The organism is Rothia sp. HMSC066H02 (genome assembly GCF_001814995.1).
GTDB lineage: Bacteria > Actinomycetota > Actinomycetes > Actinomycetales > Micrococcaceae > Rothia > Rothia mucilaginosa.
The window spans coordinates 189,728-208,479 of record NZ_KV818684.1 but is presented as its reverse complement, the minus strand read 5'-3'; the positions used below and the strand labels follow the sequence as shown (position 1 = coordinate 208,479).

At 59.4% G+C, this 18,752-nt stretch carries 12 protein-coding genes and 2 tRNA genes; 4 read left to right on the top strand and 10 right to left on the bottom strand.

The window, feature by feature from the left end; all coding sequences use genetic code 11:
- Positions 1-10: 10 nt before the first annotated feature.
- The 4 genes from HMPREF2999_RS06245 to HMPREF2999_RS06230 all read right to left on the bottom strand — a co-directional run bounded on the left by HMPREF2999_RS06245 (position 11) and on the right by HMPREF2999_RS06230 (position 6,415).
- Positions 11-1,987: an adhesin gene (locus HMPREF2999_RS06245; RefSeq protein WP_070676630.1), complete on the bottom strand. Its 1,977-nt coding sequence runs from the start codon at positions 1,985-1,987 to the stop codon at positions 11-13.
- 740 nt (positions 1,988-2,727) lie between these two features.
- Positions 2,728-4,635, bottom strand: a complete 1,908-nt coding sequence (locus tag HMPREF2999_RS06240; protein WP_070697743.1) for an LPXTG cell wall anchor domain-containing protein — start codon at positions 4,633-4,635, stop codon at positions 2,728-2,730.
- A gap of 538 nt (positions 4,636-5,173) precedes the next feature.
- Positions 5,174-5,974: an SDR family oxidoreductase gene (locus tag HMPREF2999_RS06235; RefSeq protein WP_005505741.1), complete on the bottom strand. Its 801-nt coding sequence runs from the start codon at positions 5,972-5,974 to the stop codon at positions 5,174-5,176.
- Between the two features lie 126 nt (positions 5,975-6,100).
- Complete coding sequence (locus tag HMPREF2999_RS06230; protein ID WP_070676636.1) at positions 6,101-6,415, bottom strand: penicillin-binding protein; 315 nt, start codon at positions 6,413-6,415, stop codon at positions 6,101-6,103.
- 537 nt (positions 6,416-6,952) lie between these two features.
- Between HMPREF2999_RS06230 and valS the strand changes: the two genes are divergently transcribed.
- The 3 genes from valS to HMPREF2999_RS06210 all read left to right on the top strand — a co-directional run bounded on the left by valS (position 6,953) and on the right by HMPREF2999_RS06210 (position 12,383).
- A complete protein-coding gene (valS, locus tag HMPREF2999_RS06220; RefSeq protein WP_049345610.1) occupies positions 6,953-9,685 on the top strand; it encodes a valine--tRNA ligase in 2,733 nt (910 codons plus the stop codon).
- Between the two features lie 530 nt (positions 9,686-10,215).
- Positions 10,216-10,617: a hypothetical protein gene (locus HMPREF2999_RS09550; protein WP_141757049.1), complete on the top strand. Its 402-nt coding sequence runs from the start codon at positions 10,216-10,218 to the stop codon at positions 10,615-10,617.
- A 182-nt stretch (positions 10,618-10,799) separates the two neighbouring features.
- Positions 10,800-12,383 (top strand): LssY C-terminal domain-containing protein, encoded by a 1,584-nt coding sequence (locus tag HMPREF2999_RS06210; RefSeq protein ID WP_070676640.1) that lies wholly within the window; start codon positions 10,800-10,802, stop codon positions 12,381-12,383.
- Between the two features lie 156 nt (positions 12,384-12,539).
- On the opposite strand, the gene HMPREF2999_RS06205 is transcribed toward HMPREF2999_RS06210, so the two are convergent.
- The 6 genes from HMPREF2999_RS06205 to HMPREF2999_RS06180 all read right to left on the bottom strand — a co-directional run bounded on the left by HMPREF2999_RS06205 (position 12,540) and on the right by HMPREF2999_RS06180 (position 18,351).
- Entirely contained in the window at positions 12,540-13,181 is a 642-nt protein-coding gene (locus HMPREF2999_RS06205) for a DsbA family oxidoreductase (RefSeq protein ID WP_070676642.1), read from the bottom strand.
- 187 nt (positions 13,182-13,368) lie between these two features.
- Positions 13,369-14,691: an ATP-dependent Clp protease ATP-binding subunit ClpX gene (clpX, locus tag HMPREF2999_RS06200; RefSeq protein WP_210399543.1), complete on the bottom strand. Its 1,323-nt coding sequence runs from the start codon at positions 14,689-14,691 to the stop codon at positions 13,369-13,371.
- A 508-nt stretch (positions 14,692-15,199) separates the two neighbouring features.
- Complete coding sequence (locus HMPREF2999_RS06195) at positions 15,200-15,889, bottom strand: ATP-dependent Clp protease proteolytic subunit (RefSeq protein ID WP_012903382.1); 690 nt, start codon at positions 15,887-15,889, stop codon at positions 15,200-15,202.
- A gap of 5 nt (positions 15,890-15,894) precedes the next feature.
- Positions 15,895-16,548, bottom strand: coding sequence for an ATP-dependent Clp protease proteolytic subunit (locus HMPREF2999_RS06190; protein WP_005505718.1), 654 nt, complete (start codon positions 16,546-16,548; stop codon positions 15,895-15,897).
- A 319-nt stretch (positions 16,549-16,867) separates the two neighbouring features.
- Positions 16,868-18,169: a trigger factor gene (gene tig / locus HMPREF2999_RS06185; RefSeq protein WP_049327800.1), complete on the bottom strand. Its 1,302-nt coding sequence runs from the start codon at positions 18,167-18,169 to the stop codon at positions 16,868-16,870.
- A 107-nt stretch (positions 18,170-18,276) separates the two neighbouring features.
- Positions 18,277-18,351, bottom strand: a tRNA-Pro gene (locus tag HMPREF2999_RS06180).
- A 268-nt stretch (positions 18,352-18,619) separates the two neighbouring features.
- Between HMPREF2999_RS06180 and HMPREF2999_RS06175 the strand changes: the two genes are divergently transcribed.
- Positions 18,620-18,690: transfer RNA gene (locus tag HMPREF2999_RS06175), tRNA-Gly, on the top strand.
- Positions 18,691-18,752 lie beyond the last annotated feature (62 nt).

The window sequence follows — 18,752 nt, the reverse complement described above, 5'->3', positions numbered from 1 at the left end:
TTACCCCGTTTTAGTGGCGAGAACTGAGCCGCATCTCACTACGGCGACGGCGACTCAAACGCATACCGGCAAGCAGTGACAGCGATCCAGCGGCACTAATGACCAGCATATTGGAGGCGCCAGTAGCCGCCAACTGCTCGCGCTTCTGCTGGGTGCCAGAGGCAACCTTCTGGGAGCCAGATGCCTGCGCTTCAACCTTCTGCGGGTTGCCCTTCTGCGCTTCAGTCTTCTGCACAGAGGTATTCTGTGCAGGGACATTCTGCGCGGGAGCACCCTGAGCACTAGCCGGAGCGTCCTTCTTCTGCTCGGCACTACCCTCCCCCGCCTTCTGCTCGGCGGCGGAAGCCTGATCAGCCACCGGTGCAGATTCAGCGGGCTCAGCGGGCACCGAAGCATCAGCTGCGGGAGCCTCGGCAGCAGGTGCATCCTGCTCAGGGGTTGCGGGCGTGTTATCCACGCTATCGCGCTCGACAGTGAAGCCACCGTTGACCATGCGCACAGTGCCCTGCTCATCCTCCGCCACAGCACTCACGCGGTAGGTGGTGCCGGGCTTGAGCGCCGAGCCAGGAATCTGCACCTGAGCACTAAATGCGCCGGATGCATCAATTTCAGAAACATCAGCCGACGCAATCACGCCGCCGGTTGCCGCACCGTATTCGTCGACAGCACTGACCATCAGGTGCACCGAACCAACGCCGGTGAAGCCCTCGCCACGCACGGTCAGAGTCTTCTCGGAGTCGTTTTCGGGAACTACGGTTTCTTCTACGTGCAGGCGGGCGGTCATCACGGGGTTAGAGGCCTGTTCTTCAGTGGTGTCGTGGACGCGGTCAAAGACGGTATTGCGCGGCAGACTGTAGTGGCGGCGCGGATCATCCTCGGGCAATACGTGGTCGAACTGCTCGGCAGTATTTGAGGGGGCCACCTGCTCAGACTGAACACCCTGAGTCGGCTGGGTAGCCTGCTCAGCCGGCACCTCCTCACTGACCTGCTTCTTCTCAGACAGTTCTTGCTCCGCCATTGCACGCTCGGCGGTAGCAACCGGAGCGGAGCCGTGCTGTACATTCCAACCATTCATGAAGGGAACCTCAACTTCCTGGGCGGTATAACCATTAGCTGCAGAGGGAGCCACCTCAACGCTCAGCACGTAACGCAGATTCTCGTGGACGTTCTGAACTTCTTCCAGCATGGATCCGGGCACCTCAATGCCATCCAGGAGGGTACCGTTCACAACGTCGGCGCGCGCGGGAGAAACAGCCAGCAGCATGCGGTTACCCTGGCTATCCAAGGCGTAGACGTAGGTCATCACTTCAAATGCCTGCGCTTCACCCAGGCCGGTGACCTTGTAAACCACCAGGTTCTTCTCCTGTGGAATTTCCATCTGGCCCGAAAGAATCTGAGCATTCAGCGGCTCATCCTGAGTATTTGCGGGCAGCAGCTCCAGCGGTGCAGAGGAGTTGTAGGAGGGATCCTCCGTCGCGTAGCCCTTGGCAGGATCAACCACGGCAGTTGCGACGACGTACTGCTGGTTGGGGTCGAGGGTACCTGCGGGCAGGGTCAACTGGGTGCTGAAGCGGCCACCGTCCACATCGAGTTCGGGTACGAGGGTCATCGTCACTGCGGAGCCGCGGCCCAGTGCGTAGAGGGGGTACTGGCGGTATTCGCTCACGTAGACTGCCACGCCGTAACGTTCAACGGCACCGCCGGTAAAGCCTTCACCGGTGACGGTGATGCTCTGGGGGCGTGCGGGGTTAATGACAACCCCCTGCTCCACATACACCTGCGGGGAAGTCTGGGTGGCAACGTTTTCGACGGGGGTTGCGTTTGCTGCGGAGGGGGGATTGTCGGGTTCTACCGCAGTCGATGAAGCAATTCCGCCAGTATTTTGCACCTGCACATCTGCGTGCGCAGCACCAACACCGGTAACGGACAGGACGGATGCAGCAATAGCGGCTGTTGCTCGGGTTTTTGAGTGAGCGGGTTCGGGCATGGAACACACCTTTTCTGTGAGTGTGAACGATACCCTCCGGAGGGTGCCACGGAGTGAAGATGGTTGGGTACTTCTTCAGGAATGAACGCTATAACGCACGGACTAGTCATAACATTCCTGTAATGGTGGAAGTTACCGCGAAGGGAATCGCTCTATTTATCGGTAATTCCACACTAACAATACTTTTTAGATTATTGCTGTAAATACGCTTTACGTCCTGACTATTTTCTTGTGCAATAACCCACATGGAATATTTTTTACCCTCCAGAACAGTATCAAGAGCACTCAAATTGCATGGACTAGGCGAAATTTTTCAACTCTCCCTTGAGGTTCAGGGTTTTATTGCATGCATATGCAGTTTTAATGGATTTGAGATAAAAATATTCTGCACATTCATGCATTTAATTTATTTCTTTTAAGTGAAAAAATGCAGGTCACAGCGCCTTTCCCCGCACATTGATTAAAAGCGTGCGTACCAATAACCACACACAAAATAAGTCGACAATATCATTCCATTACGCCTGCCTGCACCCCCAATACGGAAGAGCCACCCCTCTCACCCCGCTTACCGCACACACCTTGCCACACACAACTACCCCCAGATCCAAAGAACAGCTCAATAAAAACTGCTGGCATGCAAAAGTGCCGCCAATACCCTTTCAGAGTATTGGCGGCACTTGAATCACTCACCTTGCGGCGAGTATCAGATATTCAGAGCCTAGCCTATAGGGGCTGAGCTATTAGAGGCTGCGGCGGCGCAGGAGCATCAGTGCGGCACCAGCAATCAGAGCTGCGGCGCCAACACCTGCGATACCTGCAACACCCTCAGCACCAGTGTGAGCCAGCTGCTGCTTCGAAGAGGACGAAGACGAACCCTGATAACCGGAGGTGCTCAGGCCGTGACCCTTCGACGAGGTAGTAGCGGATGCACTGCCAACCTTAGCCTTCGGTGCCTGCGAAGAAGGCACGCGAGTCTCACTCACCACAACCGAGCCATCTTCGCGCATTTCAGCGGTGAAGACGCTGGTGGTGCCGTCGCCGTTGTCGCGAACGGTAGTGTTGTCACCCTCGGTAGCCGCCGGCAGGGTCGGTGCCGGGTGGTCCGCGTCGCTCACAACAGCGGTGGTGACTGCCACCTGGTGTACCAGACCGTTCGGGTCACTGGTTGCCACCATTGCGTAAGCAAAACCGGGCTGCAGGCGCTCAGACAGGATGCTGACCTTCGCACGGAAGGTGCCCTCCATAATTTCGGAAGCGGGCACATCGTAGGTTGCCAGAGCCTCACCGGTAATGTTGCCGTTAGCATCCAGACGGTAGACATTAATCTGAACGCCACGAGCAACAGACTCGTGAGTGAAACCGGAACCGTTAATGGTCAGAACGTTGTACTGGTCGTTCGGGTTCAGGGAAGCATCCTCGGTGGTGAGGGTTGCGTTCTCGGGTGCTGCGGGAGCCTCAGGAGCGGGGGTCTCGTCAGCCTTGGGGGTCTCAGCCTTGGGGGCTTCCGGAGCAGGAGTTTCTTCCTTGGGAGTCTCAGTCTTGGGAGCCTCGGGTGCCGGGGTCTCGTCAGCCTTCGGGGTCTCGGGTGCCGGGGTTACGGGAGCGGGAGTCTCGTCAGCCTTGGGGGTCTCAGCCTTGGGAGAGGTGGACTCAGTGACACTGAAGGAGGAGAGAGCTACGAGCTTCTGATCGGGCTGACCCTGCGGGTTGCTGACAGCAACCAGAGCGTAGGATGCGCCTGCGGGCAGCTTGCTTGCCTCAACGGTGAAGGCGGTCTTGAAGGAGCCGTCCTGAATCTGGTCTGCAGACACGGAAACGGTTGCGATAGCATCGCCGGTGACCTGCTTGTTTGCATCCAGTGCGTAGATGCTGACCTGAACGCCGGGGCCAACCTTCTCGCCGTAGAAGCCGGTTGCAACAACGCTCACGGTGTTGAACTGTGCGTCACCGGGGAAGTGAGCGTTCTCAATAACGACGGAGGGGTCAGCCTGCTTCACCTCGGGAGCCGGGGTGGAGGGAGTGGTGGGCTCGGGGGTTGCCGGAGTGGTGGGCTCGGGGGTTGCCGGAGCAGTGGGGGCAGGGGTCTCTGCCTTGGGGGTCTCGGTTGCGTCTGCCTTAGGAGTCTCAGCCTTAGGAGTCTCAGCCTTAGGAGTCTCAGCCTTAGGAGCCTCGGTTGCCTCAGCCTTGGGAGTCTCCGCCTTGGGGGTTTCAGCCTTAGGAGCCTCGGTAGCCGGGGCAGTGGGGGCAGGAGTCTCTGCCTTGGGAGCTTCGGTTGCCTCAGCCTTGGGGGTTTCAGCCTTAGGAGCCTCGGTTGCCTCAGCCTTGGGGGTTTCAGCCTTGGGTACCTCGGTTGCAGGAGCGGTGGGGGCAGGGGTCTCAGCCTTGGGAGCTTCGGTTGCCTCAGCCTTAGGAGCCTCAGCCTTGGGGGTTTCAGCCTTAGGAGCCTGGGTTGCCTCAGCCTTGGGGGTCTCGGTTGCGTTGCCGCCAGGCAGGGAAGAAGTCTGAGCAGTTGCCTTCTGGTCGACAACCTGCTGCTGCTGATCAGCGGGTGCTTCTGCCGCAAAAGTTGCCGGGATTGCTGCCACGGAACCGGCAGTAAAGGCTGCCGCTGCTGCGATCTTGTAAACGCGACGGGTAGTCTTCGACATTTTTCCTCGATCTCTGATTATCGGTGTTGAGCCTACCGTAGTGCGCCCCCGTCTTTGAAGGTGCAGTAGGCCCATACATGGGTGTGACTGCTAAAAGGCTAGCATTTGCCCCTGGACGTTTAGCATGCTTACCGTCATCTTTGCCCAACTGTAACGAAATCGTTATAAAACAACCCCTTAACTTGAGGGTTAATACAGACCAATCCGGGGATTTTGCGCCCATCTACTGACATACGAGGACATATAACCCTATCTTTTGATTGCATTTGAAGAAAATATAGGGTGTTCCATAGGTGATTTCAGCTCGCCATTTTCACCTTAGTGAACCTTAAAGTCTCACGTACCACTTCACAGTTCCCTCAAGTTCTCCTTCATGCCTCTCCCCCGCCTCTCAACATCCCACGGGCACCTTCATGTATGCCTTCTCTACGCGCCGAGAACACAGAGAAACACCCCGCCCACATCCAGATAGGGATGCGGGCGGGGCTACCAAAGTCGATGCCTCACTGAGGCTCAAGCGTCACGGCGCGCCGCGAGCTTAGCTCTCCTTGCGAATCACCTTGAACTGGCTCGGCTGCGCCACCGGGCGAATAGTAATACGGTCAAGGTTCACGTGGTGCGGAACGTTCAGCGCAAAGGTCACGGTCTGCGCCACGTCCTCTGCGGTCAGCGGCTTCTCAACACCCGCGTAGACGCGCTCGGCGGCTTCCTTGGACCCCAGGCGGTTTAGAGAGAACTCTTCGGTGTGCACCATGCCCGGGCAAATCTCAATCACGCGAACGTTATGTTCCGCTTCTTCCAGGCGGAGCGCCTCCGTCAGGCCGCGAGCGCCGAACTTCGCCGCATTGTATCCGGCACCGCCCTCGTAACCGTGCTCGGCCGCAGTGGAGGTCAGGTTCAGGATCGTGCCGTGACCGTTCAGGCGCAACGCCTCCGCGAAGGCACGCACCATGTGCAGAATACCGAGCACATTCATCTGGTACATCTTCAAATAATCGGTAGGCTTGCCGTCGGCAACCTTATCCACGCCAATAGCACCACCGGCAATATTGACCAGGGCGTCAATGGTGCCCTGCTCCTCCAGAATCTGCTCGGCGACAAAGCGCACGGAATGCTCGTCGGTCACGTCGCAGGTCACCGGGTGAGCGCCGGTCTCCGCATAAAGGGTGTAAAGACGGTCGGTGCGACGAGCCAGAGCATAGACGGTCCAGCCACTTGCTACTAGCTGCTGTACGGTGGCTCGACCAATACCGCTGGATGCGCCGGTCACCACGGCAACTTTGCCGTCGCCGGTATGAGGCAGGAAAGGAGATGCAGGAATGTGGGTGTTCTCAGTCATACTTTAATCCTATGAGAAGGATGCCCGCGAGTGCTCTGTTCGAGCAGGCTCGCGGGCATATATTTTGAAATTTTCGATAGTGAGATAGATGCCGGTGCCACAACCGCCCGGCGCTCTGTCAGGCTACTACTTGCGGCGGCGAGGCAGACCCCAACGACTCCTACCGCCGTCACGGAAACCGAGACGGTGCTCAAAGTACACGGGCGAGCTACTACCAGTCTTGATCGTGTCCGGAGGGACCGCACCCTCACGCGCCGACAACAGGTAAAGAGCCGCGGCGCCGGGCATGAACACAAGCAGGGGTAGCACGAACCGCATGCGCGCCTCGCCGTAGCCGCTACGCACCGTCAAATGCCAGAGGCACAACGCCACCAGCGTCAGGTGCAGTATCAGCAGAACGGTTTCAGGCGTACCCAAACCAAAAATACTCAGAGAACTCATTGGCAACTCCTCAAAGGTCGTGTATCTTCAGTCTACGCCGCGCCCGCTCTGCTGAGAAGGATTCGTGGGCATTGATACTGCAGATTTTCGCGCATACACTGCAGGTAACCGAGGGCAGTATATTAGGGGGTCTCTCCCCCATTACCGTTTCCACCGAGTTTGCCGCTGAACCGCCAATTACTCCTCATATAGGGAACCTCCACATGACAGCAACACCGCACCAGCACATCACCGACCTTAAAGAGCGGCGCCGCACCCTCCAACAGAGGGCGCGCACTATCCGTGCCGCCACCGGAACCCCCTACAGTTCTGAGGTGCACCTGCTGCTGGGGCAGAGCTACCTCGACCCCGCCAGCTGGCAAGAGCTCACCGCCTCTACCGGGGTACGCGCCGCAGTACGCAGGGCACAATTTGCGCGCCGATACCGGCACCTCCTGGCGCGTCTAGAAGCCGCCATCGAGCGGTACGAACAGCACGGCGCGGCGCAGAATTCCCCTGGAGCTGAGAGAATGCCGTGAATATGAGAAAATAGCCGTTATGGCTGAAAACATTTTGGGCTCAGACTCGCCCGTACAGATTAACGTTCCCGACCGCCCCGCCCTCGAAGGCCTCGAAGAGAAGCTCTCGCAGCGCTGGGCCGACGAGAAGACCTACGCATTCGACGAGAACACCACTCGCGAACAGGTCTACTCCATTGACACCCCGCCGCCGACCGCATCCGGCTCCCTGCACGTGGGTCACATGTTCTCCTACACCCAGACCGACGTCATTGCACGCTACCAGCGCATGACCGGCAAGAACGTGTTCTACCCCCTCGGCTGGGATGACAACGGCCTGCCCACCGAACGCCGCGTTCAGAACTACTACGGCGTTCTCTGCGACCCCTCCGTGGCAGACAACGACTCCTTCCGTGACCTGATCACCTGGAAGGCAGACGGTACCCCCAAGCCCGACCGCAGCCAGGCAAAGTGGCCGCGTATCTCCCGCAACAACTTCATTGAACTCTGTGAAGAGCTCGCGGTTGAAGATGAGAAGGTCTTCGAAAACCTCTTCACCACCCTGGGTCTGTCCGTTGACTGGTCGCGCACCTACCGCACCATCGACGCGCACTCCCGCAAGGTCTCCCAGCTCGCCTTCCTGAAGGACCTGGAAGCAGGCAACGCCTACATGGCAGAAGCACCGACCATGTGGGACGTCACCTTCCGCACCGCAGTGGCACAGGCTGAGCTGGAAGACAAGGAACGCCCCGGCGCGTACCACCGCATCAGCTTCCACCGCCCCAACGGCGAGAAGGTCTGGATTGAGACCACCCGCCCCGAGCTGCTGCCCTCCTGCGTGGCTCTCGTGGCGCATCCGGACGACGAGCGTTACAAGCCGCTGTTCGGCACCACCGTCACCTCCCCGCTGTTCGGCGTTGAGGTCGAAATCAAGGCGCACCCGCTGGCACAGCCCGACAAGGGTGCCGGTATCGCCATGATCTGTACCTTCGGTGACACCACCGACGTCACCTGGTGGCGTGAACTGCAGCTGGACACCCGCGCCCTCATCGGTCGCGACGGCCGTTTCTCCCGCGAAACCCCCGAGTGGATCACCTCTGCTGAGGGTCGCGAGCGCTACGAGCGCATGGCAGGCACCACCGTCTTCACCGCACAGAAGACCGTCGTGGAGATGCTGGTTGAGGCCGGCGAAATGGACGGCGACCCCAAGCCGATTACCCACCCCGTGAAGTTCTACGAGAAGGGCGACAAGCCCCTCGAAATCGTTGCTTCCCGCCAGTGGTACATCCGCAACGGTGGCCGTGACGCTGCACGCCGCGAGAAGCTCATCGAGCGCGGCCGTGAGATGAACTGGTACCCCTCCTTCATGCGTAGCCGCTACGAGAACTGGGTTGAGGGCCTGAACGGCGACTGGCTGATTTCTCGCCAGCGTTTCTTCGGCGTTCCCTTCCCCGTCTGGTACCCGCTGGACGCTGAGGGTGAGCCGGACTACGAGAACCCGATTCTGCCGACCGAAGAGATGCTGCCGGTTGACCCCGCTTCTCAGGCTGCTCCCGGTTACACCGAGGATCAGCGCGGCGTAGCGGGCGGCTTCATCGCCGACCCGGACGTTCTGGACACCTGGGCTACCTCCTCCCTGACCCCGCAGATTGCGACCGGTTGGGGCGTGAACCCGGACCTGCACGCGAAGACCTTCCCCATGGATCTGCGCCCGCAGGGTCACGACATTATCCGTACCTGGCTGTTCTCCACCGCTGTTCGCGCGGAGACCCTGGCTTCCTCCGTGCCGTGGTACAACACCGCGCTCTCCGGCTGGATTCTTGACCCGGACCGCAAGAAGATGTCCAAGTCTAAGGGCAACGTAGTGGTCCCCAACGAGGTACTGGAGAAGTACGGTTCGGACGCTGTGCGCTACTGGGCTGCTTCGGCTCGCCTGGGTGCTGACACCGCCTACGACGAAGGCCAGATGAAGATTGGCCGCCGCCTTGCCATCAAGCTGCTGAACGCATCCAAGTTCGTACTGAACCTGGGCGCTACCGAGAAGTCCGTCATCACTTCTCAGGCTCAGGGCCGCGTGCTGATCAACGCTCTGGACCGCTCCCTGCTGGCTCGCCTGGCGTACCTGATTGAGGAAGCAACCGCAGCGTTCGAGAAGTACGAGTACGCTCGTGCCCTGCAGATTTGCGAGAGCTTCTTCTGGTCCTTCACCGACGACTTCGTTGAGCTGATTAAGGACCGTGCGTACGGTGCTCGCGGCGAGCAGGAGCAGGCTTCTGTTCTGGCTGCGCTGGCAACCACCCTGGATGCTCTGCTGCGCCTGTTCGCACCCTTCCTGCCGTTCGTGACCGAAGAGATTTGGTCCTGGTGGCGTGCAGGTAGCGTGCACCGCGCCGAGTGGCCGCAGGCACTGCCCATCCTGGAGGGTACCCTGCTGGCTGAGTACTCTGCACAGAACCCGACTGCTGGCATTTCTGCTCAGTGGGTCCTGGCAGACGCTGACCCGGCTCAGATTGAGTCGCTGAAGCAGATTCTGCCGGATGTTGCTGAGGCTCTGGGTGGTCTGCGTAAGGCTAAGAGCGACGCGAAGGTTAAGCAGCGCACCGAGGTTGAGTCCGCAACTATTGCGGCTCCCCAGGCTCAGCTGGATCGCATTGCTGCTGGCATGGCTGATTTGAAGGCTGCCGGTAACGCTCGTGAGCTGTCCCTGGTGGCGGCTGAGGGCGAGCTGGAGGTTCGCGACGTTGTGCTCGTTGTTGAAGAAGCAGCTGAGTAATCACGTCTTAGCGTTTATCGCTTGATTTTATGACGCCGCTCTGGTGTTGGTAACGGGGCGGTACTGGTTTTCAGTACCGCCCCGTTTTCTGTGCCTGCTGTTTGTTGCAGCTCGCCGGGTGTGAGATTCCGACTGCGGACCTATACGGTGCTGACTTTGGGTTTTATTTCTGTGGGGCCCGCAAGTACCTGCGTCTGATTCGAAGAGCTTTCCTTAGCTTCCTTCCCCAACGATGTGGGTTTAGCCTGCTAATCTGTGGGGATTCTGTGGGATTTCCAACCCATTTTTTATATTCATCAATGTGCAAAGAGCATAATCAACCTTATGAGATTGACTGTCACTTTATGTATGATTGTTGATGCGAGGGTTTTACCACCCGGAGCAACCCTCTATTCAACTTCAGCAACGGACAAATCACCGGTACGAGTAACGACATACCCCGACCAACCGCACGACAGTAAACCACCCGTCAGGCGCAGCGATGCGTCCTGACTCTGACCCGCGCCAAAGTAGGCGCACCCATAATTACTATGAATTCACACTCTTCATCTTCCGGATTACCGCAAGAGCCTCAGACGAGGCAGAGCTCAACCCCGAGCACGCCGCCAGGAGCACAAGCCAACATTTCCCCCGACCAGCTTCAGCACTATCACACGAGCCTGAACGAGTACATCAGCCAGGCACGTGAACATGCCCAGGCGCTGCGTGCCAGCTACACCAACGAAGTGTATGAACTCTGGCTTCAGCACATTTCCACCAGCGCCGCCACCGATGAGGCGAGCATCGCCTCCGGTTCGTTGACCGCTCAGCAGCTTGAGGAGCTGACCCGCAAATGGGTGCGCCTCATGCGTGAAAGCCGCGATATGCTGCACCACGAAAGCTCCATTGCCGCCGCACGTGCTGCGGTTGAGGCTAAGCCCCTCCCCGAGTAGGGTCACCCTTTATTTCTTTCGCGCGGCAACGCCAGCACTCCGCGTTGTACCGCGTTTTTCCGCGGCGGGGCTATCGAGCCAAGCGATTAAGCCCTGCCCGGAATGCGTACTTCACACAACCTGCCCCCTTGCTATAGTTATGGATATTCAAAGACCCTAACTATGTTGCAGAAAGGGCGGGAATGTCCCACCAAAAACGCGTCCTGCGGCCTATACGTAGCGATGTCGCTCCCCCAGTTACCTCCCCACCGGTCTACCGTGGTGATATTGACGCGCGCGGCACGGCGCAAGACCTCGTCCCGCGTAGCTTGTGGGTCGATTTCTGGGACACTCTCTTCTTCATCTTCGCCGGTATCGCGGCCCTCGTGCTGACCTTCATGATTCTGGCGAATACGGTTGGCCATTCTTTCTGGGGTTTCCCCATCGCTTTTATTTTCTGGGCGGTCACCGCGTACCTGACGCTACCGCGTTTTCACGCGATCATGACCCGCATCTACGTGCCCGACTACTTTATTGGGCGCACACGCACCCCGGACGGTCTGCTCGGCGACCCGGTCAATATCGGTCTGATTGGTACCGAGGAGCAGATTCACCAGGTCATGCAGGACGCCGGCTGGACCCGCGCTGACAACGTCACCCTCGTCTCTTCCTGGAAGATTATTCTCTCCACCATCACCCGCCGCTCCTACGCGGAGGCGCCCGTCTCCCCGCTGAAAATTTTTGGTAAGACGCAGGCTTTCGCCTACCAGAAGGAAGTGGACGGCAACCCCGAGAAGCGCCACCACGTGCGCTTCTGGAAAACCCCGGACGGCTGGCTTCTGCCGGGGGGCCACCAGGTGGATTGGTTGGCGGCGGGCACGTACGACTCCGGTGTGGGTTTCAGCTTCTTCACTCTGCAGGTCACGCACCGCATTGACGCTGAAACCGACTTTGAACGCGACTACATTGTGGAGTCCATTCAGTACGCCCACCCGGAAACTCACGTTGAGATTCTGCACGATTTTTCCTCCGGCTACCACGCCCGTAACGGCGGTGGCGACGCGATCCGCACGGACGGCGCGCTCCCGGTCATCGTGCTGAACAATGAGGGCTTGGAGCCGCAGAAGCAGGAAGAAATTCACCTCTCCAGCGCGCACGACCTGGCGTACCGCATGCCGCTGAGCCTGCTGGTTGGTTCGGGTATGCTGATCGCCGTGACCCTCGCCGACATTGTCAACAGCGTCATTTTGGCGCTCAGCCGCCCGGCACTTCGCGCCAAGCTGTTGGAGGAAGGCTCCGGCAACGACATTGAGTTGCTGAACCTCTTCGATCAGGTGGATAGCAACGTGCTGCTCACCATTACCGGCACCGTGCTGGTGGGTTTTGTAGCAATTTATTCGGCGGTGCACCTGTTCCTGCTGTGGAGCACGTTGCGCGGCTCGTCGAAGGCTCGTCGTCTGGCTCTGCTGTTGACGGCGCTGAACTTCGCAGCGATTACCGGCGGTGTGCTGTGGGGCCACCAGTCCCTGCCGCTGTCCACGATTTTCTTCCAGCTGGGTGTTGCGGTGTTCGCGATGCTGGCGTTCACCTCGGACGCGGCGGTCCAGTACACGGCAACCCGCACCTTCCATATGCGCGATACGAAGATTGTGCAGCGAGCAACGCACCCGAAGGTTCTGGAGCACAGGGCTCAGCGCAAGGCTCAGAAAGCTCAGAAAGCACAGAAGACGCACAATGCGCAGAAGGCACGCAAGGCTACCTCTGCAAGTAGCGCTCACCGCGCATAGAATGCAGGCTTCAGGGATTGCACGTTTCAGCGCAACATAGTGAATAGAAAAGTACCGCCCGGTCAGTACATGATCGGGCGGTACTTTTTTGCTCTGCAGCCGCAGACTCTACCGAGCCTGCGCGCATTGTAGGAATCTCAGCACATTGCAGGGTTCTTAGGCTTCGCCCTTTTCGCCGTGGAAAATCGGGCCCACGTTACGGGGGCGCTTGAGCTCAAAGAAGCCGGGGTAGGAAGCCAGCGCCAGGGCGCCGTCGAAGAGCTTACCAGCCTCTTCACCGGCGGGGCTCGGGGAGATGACCGGGCCGAAGAAAGCGGTACCGTTAATGGAAATCAGCGGAACACCCACATCGGTGCCGCCCACGGTCTCCAGTGCCAGATCCAGGGAGGCGCGCATCTGCTCATCGTACTGGTCGGTGAAGGCGACGTCCACCAGCTCAGCGGGCAGGTTTACCTCCTCCAGCGCCTTGACGATTGCGTCGCGGTAGGAATCAGCCTTGTTCTTGTTGTGGTGAATCTGCTCGCCCAGAGCGTCGTAGAGGGGCTTGATGACCTCGTTGCCGTGCAACTCGCGCACAGCGGTAATGAGGCGGGTCGGCGCCCAGGACTGGTCCATCATTGCCTGGTAGTCGGCGGGCAGGTCGCGGCCCTGGTTGTGCATGGACAGGGAGAAGGGACGCCAGGTCACCTCAACGTTGCGGACCTTCTGCACCTCGCCAATCCAGCGGGAGGTAATCCAGCACCAGGGGCAGATCGGGTCGAACCAGAAATCAATCTGTGCGGGTGCGTTCTCAGTCATGAGTGTTCCTCTCTCATACGGTTGCGCCAGCCGCTTCTATGAGCCGGCGCTTATTCTTCGGTACACGCTCTTAGTACACGCTCATCAGGACGTGCCAGCGAGAACGGTACCTGCTAGTGAGCCGTCACCCCGTATAACCGGGGCGACGGCTTCTTTATTCCCTAGCCTATCGGCTGGAAGTATTCGGTTATGCCGCCTGACGGTCCGCTTCCTTCAGGGAGGCGGCCTTCGCCTCCCCCTTCACGGTGCGGGTAGTCTCGGTTTCGGGGTCGGGCGCCTGCAGCACGTAGCGGGGTTCCGTGCCGTTGAGCACGGTGTCCTCACCGATGACGATGGACACCACATCGGTGCGGTCCGGGATGTCGAACATAATCGGCTGCAGAATCTGCTCCATCATGGCGCGCAGGCCGCGGGCACCGGTGCCGCGTTCGGCGGCGAGGCGGGCAATAGCCGCGATCGCAGCGTCGTCGAGGACCAGGTCCACGCCGTCCAGGGCGAAGAGGTGACGGTACTGCTTGAGCAGCGCGTTCTTCGGTTCGGTCAGCACGCGAGCCAGCTCTTCTTCGTTGAGCTCACTCAGGGTCGAGATGACCGGCAGGCGGCCAATCAGCTCGGGGATAATGCCGTAGTGCGCCAGGTCCTCGGGCATGATCTGGTCCAGCAGGTTCTTTACGGAGCTGCCCAGTTCAGCGCCGAAACCGATGCCGCCGGCGCCCACGCGGGCTGCGATGCGGTCGTCGATATTGTCGAAGGCGCCAGCTACGATAAAGAGAATGTTCGAGGTATCAATCTCAATATTCGCGTGTGCCGGGTGCTTGCGTCCGCCCTCCGGCGGTACGGTCGCCACGGTGCCCTCAATAATCTTCAGCAGCGCCTGCTGCACGCCCTCACCGGACACGTCACGGGTGATGGAGAGGTTCTCGCCGCCCTTGCGGGCAATCTTGTCGATCTCGTCAATGTAGATAATGCCGCGCTGAGCCTTGGCAATATCACCGTCAGCGGCGTTGATGAGGCGCAGCAGAATGTTCTCCACGTCATCACCCACGTAGCCCGCCTCGGTGAGGGTGGTTGCGTCGACCAGGGCGAAGGGCACATCCAGCTTCTTCGCCAGGGTTGCCGCCAGGTAGGTTTTACCGCAGCCAGTCGGGCCGAGCATCAGAATATTCGACTTGCCCAGCTCCACCTGCTCCCCCGCGGTCGCCGAAAGAATGCGGGAGGTCAGCACCGGGTTATCAATATCGTGGATGCGCTTGTAGTGGTTGTACACCGCCACCGCCAGGGTGCGCTTCGCCGCGTCCTGACCGATGACGTAGTCGTTGAGGTAGCTGTAAATTTCGCGCGGAGTAGCCAGCTGAGATGCAGGCGCCGCCGCGGAGGATTTCACCTTCAGACGCTCTTCAGCGAGGATCTCTTCGCACAGCTCCACGCATTCGTCGCAGATCGAAACATTCGGGCCGAGCACAATCTTGAAAACCTGCGCGCGAGTCTTCTTGCAGAAGGAGCATCGCATGCTGGCGTTGGGCTGTTCGGGAGGCACAATGATGTCTGTGGCCACGAAGATTCCCTTTCGATCGGCGTGGTGAAATCGGTGCAGAAGGGTCAGTGACCTGATGTCTGCGGTGATTTCTCAGGAGGGGCACCGGCGGGTGGTGGGCGCCGTGGTTTGAGTGAGAAACCGGTATGAAATACTCGAATTTTCTCCCTCTCTAAGGCTACCGGAGTTCACCCCGGAACCAAGAATTACGCACCGCAAATGAACGGACTTACCGGGCATATGACAAAGCGCGTCTTTTATGACGGCGGCGAGGCTGATACTCCGGCATATGACGATAGGTATGTGACGCTAAAGCCCGGCAAGAAAGAGCAGGTCAACGCCACATATCAGCTTGGTTCGCCGCCCCCACCCGGCGGGTGCAAAAAGGGCGGCACCGCACCGCGCACCAGCCCGAAGGCTCGCACACGGAGCGATGCCGCCCCTCCCCCGAAAAATGCTCGGGGATATTCCTCAAAACTAAAGTTTAGGTGTGGGAAATAGCGGTGTTGGTCGCAGGCTTACGCAGCTTACGCGACTCCAGCACCTTATCGACCAGGCCGTACTCCAGGGCAGCAGCCGCAGTCAGAATGTTGTCACGCTCAATGGAGCGGTCAACTTCCTCGTAGGTCTTGCCCGAGTGCAGTGCCAGGGTCTGTGCAGTCCACTCACGCATACGCATAACCTCGTTCGCGTGAATCTCAATGTCAGATGCCTGACCGCCCTGCTGGCCACTCAGCGCGGGCTGGTGAATCAGCACGCGAGCGTTCGGCAGTGCCAGACGCTTGCCGGGAGTACCGGCAGCCAGCAGAACCGCCGCAGCGGATGCCGCCTGGCCCAGGCACACGGTCTGGATCTCGGGGCGGATAAACTGCATGGTGTCGTAGATGGCGGTCATTGCGGTGAAGGAGCCACCGGGCGAGTTAATGTACAGGGTGATGTCACGCTCGGGGTCCTGTGCCTCCAGGACCAGCAACTGAGCCATGATGTCGTCAGCGGATGCGTCGTCCACCTGGGTGCCCAGGAAGATAATGCGGTCCTCGAACAGCTTTGCGTACGGGTCCTGACGCTTGTAACCGTAGGGGGTGCGCTCCTCGAAGCTGGGGAGCACGTAGCGGTTGCTCGGCATAGCCGGCGCCGAGGTGGTGATATCGTTCGGCAGGTAGTTCATGTGCATCTCCCTTATGCGTTCTTCGATTCGGGCAGCTTACCGGCGGTGGTGGCAATGTGGTCGAAGAAGCCGTATTCCAGGCCTTCTTCCGCGTTGAACCAGTTGTCGCGGTCGTTATCCTTCAGGATGGTTTCCAGGCTCTTGCCGGTGCGCTCAGCGGTGATTTCTGCCAGGCGCTTCTTCATGTCCAGAATCAGCTCAGCCTGAGTGCGGATATCCGATGCGGTACCGCCAATACCGCCGAGGGGCTGGTGCATGAGGATGCGGGCGTTCGGGGTTGCGTAGCGCTTGCCGATGGTGCCTGCGGTGAGCAGGAACTGACCCATGGATGCTGCCATACCGGTCACCACGGTCACCACGTCGTTCGGGATGAGCTGCATGGTGTCGTAGATAGCCATGCCGGCGGTGACGGAGCCGCCGGGAGAGTTGATGTACAGGTAGATGTCTGCCTCGGGGTCTTCAGCCGAGAGCAGCAGCATCTGGGAGCAGATGAGGTTGGCATTGGAGTCGCGCACCTCGGAGCCGAGCCAGATAATGCGCTCCTTCAGGAGGCTGTTGTAGACGTAATCTTCCTGGGCACCAACGATGGGGGTTGCCATAGACGGCGCGGGCGCCACGCCGGCTGCCTGGGAGGCGCCGATGGGCAGAGGCATGTAGCTGGACATTCTTCCTCTTCTTCTCTAATGGGTCTTCGCTGCATCTTTGCGCGATTTACGCGCCGGAGCGCACGCGAAAAGTTTCGTTGCTACTACCTTACCGATAGTTGCTCTCCCCCGCTTCCCTTCGGGTTGTTCGTTCGCCAGGGGGTGAAGCAGATGCGAAAACCTCGGTACGGAATAACTTGAGGACGGAATAGTTTGGGGTGAAAAGAGCCTCAGCGGGCACCCAACCGGTAATTCGGTGGATGCCCGCTGAGGCTACACGTTTCAAGCAATCAGCTCACGCCCTCTAGCGGGGTGGCTTTTTGCAGACCGTGGCGGGGATTTAGGCAGCTGCCTCTTCGCCCTCGCCCAGGTACTTGGACAGGTCAACAACGTTGCCCTTGGTGTCCTTGACCACTGCGGTCTTCAGCACTGCTGCCAGAGCCTTGGAGCGGCGAACCTCGCCGACCAGTGCGCCAGCCTGGCCGGAGCCGTCCAGCATCTGTGCGAACTGGTTGGGGTCCATGCCGTACTGGGAGCTCATGGTGATGATGTAGTTAATCATCTCAGCCTGGTCAACGGTCACTTCTTCCTTGTCCGCAACAGCGTCGAGAACCATCTCGTTCTTGAATGCGGTCTCGGTGTTCTCGCGAACCTCGGCGCGGTGCTCCTCGGTGTCGTGGTCTGCTTCAGCGTTGGGGTTGTTGAAGTGCTGCTCGAGCTGGTCCTCGATAACCTTCTCGGGGACGGGGATCTCAACGAGTTCAACGAGCTTTGCGAGGACCTTGTCGCGTGCCTGGGTGCCCTGCTCGGCAACCTTAGCTTCTGCAACCTGCTTCTTGATGTCTTCCTTCAGCTCGTCGATGGTGTCGAACTCGGAAGCCAGCTGTGCGAACTCGTCGTCAGCTGCGGGCAGCTCGCGCTCCTTGACTGCGGTGAGCTTGACCTTGATGGTTGCCTGCTCGCCTGCGTGCTCACCACCGGAGAGCTTGGTCTCGAAGGTTGCGTCCTCGCCAGCGGACAGGCCGGTCAGAGCCTCGTCGATGCCGTCGAGCATGGTGCCGGAACCGATCTGGTAGGACAGGTCGTTTGCTGCGTCTACCTGCTCGCCGTCGATTTCTGCGGCGATGTCGATGGTCACGAAGTCCTTGTCAGCTGCGGGGCGCTCAACGGTCTTCAGGGTGCCGAAGCGCTCACGCAGAGCGTCCAGTGCCTGAACCTCGTCCTCAGCGGTGACCTCTACCTCGTCAACCTCAACCTCGAGGCCCTCGTAGTTGGGCAGCTCGATTTCGGGGCGGACGGTGACGGTGATGGTCAGCTTGACGTCTGCCTCACGGTTCTCGGTGGAGGGCTGGGACTGAACGTCCAGCTCGGGCTGTGCCAGGGGGGAGAGTTCGTTCTCGCCCAGTGCCTGTGCGTAGTAGTCGTTCAGAGCGTCGTTCAGGGATGCCTCGACGATGTAGTCGAAGCCCGCACGCTGCTCGATGAGCTGCTTGGGCAGCTTACCCTTGCGGAAGCCGGGAACGCTGATCTGACCCGAGAGGTTCTTGTAGGTGCGGTCCAGGTAGGGCTTGAATTCTGCGAAGGGAACCTCGACCTCAATCTTTGCGAGGGTCGGGTTGAGCTTCTCGACGGCGGTCTTCACGTCCGTGATCTCCTCATATAGTTTCGGTGCGGCACGAATCGTGTGTGCCGCGGTTGCTTAGTGGAAAGAGCGCCACGACCTTGTAGCGTCGCGGCAACCGTTTCACGTCGGGGCGACAGGATTCGAACCTGCGATCTCCTGCTCCCAAAGCAGGCGCGTTAGCCAAGCTACGCCACGCCCCGTGAAACCGACCGTGTTGCGCACTTGCGTGCTTAACACAGTCAGTGCCCTAGTTTACCTGTTTTCCCTCTAAATGCCCAACACAGCGGCTCGTGCGCGGTTTATTTCCACTGTGCGCGTACTCCCCTAATAAGGATGGGCAGACCGGCACAAAAAGAGGAGGCGAGCGCCCACAAGAACAGGCAAAGGCCACCACGCAAAACCGCGCCAACACGCCAAAGAGTTTGACAGCACAGATGGAACCTCGCTACTATGGTCAAGTTCCATTCCGGGGATGTAGCTTAATGGTAAAGCCTCAGTCTTCCAAACTGATTACGCGGGTTCGATTCCCGTCATCCCCTCGCACAATCCCCCCGACGTTGTCGGGGGGATTTTTTGTGCTCGGGGATGCCGGGAATCGCTT

Coding starts and splice junctions, on each gene's coding strand:
- HMPREF2999_RS06240 (WP_070697743.1), bottom strand. CDS start 4,635: ATGTCGAAGACTACCCGTCGCGTTTACAAGATCGCAGCAGCGGCAGCC.
- HMPREF2999_RS06195 (WP_012903382.1), bottom strand. CDS start 15,889: ATGCACATGAACTACCTGCCGAACGATATCACCACCTCGGCGCCGGCT.
- HMPREF2999_RS09550 (WP_141757049.1), top strand. CDS start 10,216: ATGAATTCACACTCTTCATCTTCCGGATTACCGCAAGAGCCTCAGACG.
- HMPREF2999_RS06230 (WP_070676636.1), bottom strand. CDS start 6,415: ATGAGTTCTCTGAGTATTTTTGGTTTGGGTACGCCTGAAACCGTTCTG.
- HMPREF2999_RS06205 (WP_070676642.1), bottom strand. CDS start 13,181: ATGACTGAGAACGCACCCGCACAGATTGATTTCTGGTTCGACCCGATC.
- HMPREF2999_RS06245 (WP_070676630.1), bottom strand. CDS start 1,987: ATGCCCGAACCCGCTCACTCAAAAACCCGAGCAACAGCCGCTATTGCT.
- clpX (WP_210399543.1), bottom strand. CDS start 14,691: ATGCGATGCTCCTTCTGCAAGAAGACTCGCGCGCAGGTTTTCAAGATT.
- HMPREF2999_RS06210 (WP_070676640.1), top strand. CDS start 10,800: ATGTCCCACCAAAAACGCGTCCTGCGGCCTATACGTAGCGATGTCGCT.
- HMPREF2999_RS06235 (WP_005505741.1), bottom strand. CDS start 5,974: ATGACTGAGAACACCCACATTCCTGCATCTCCTTTCCTGCCTCATACC.
- valS (WP_049345610.1), top strand. CDS start 6,953: ATGGCTGAAAACATTTTGGGCTCAGACTCGCCCGTACAGATTAACGTT.
- HMPREF2999_RS06190 (WP_005505718.1), bottom strand. CDS start 16,548: ATGTCCAGCTACATGCCTCTGCCCATCGGCGCCTCCCAGGCAGCCGGC.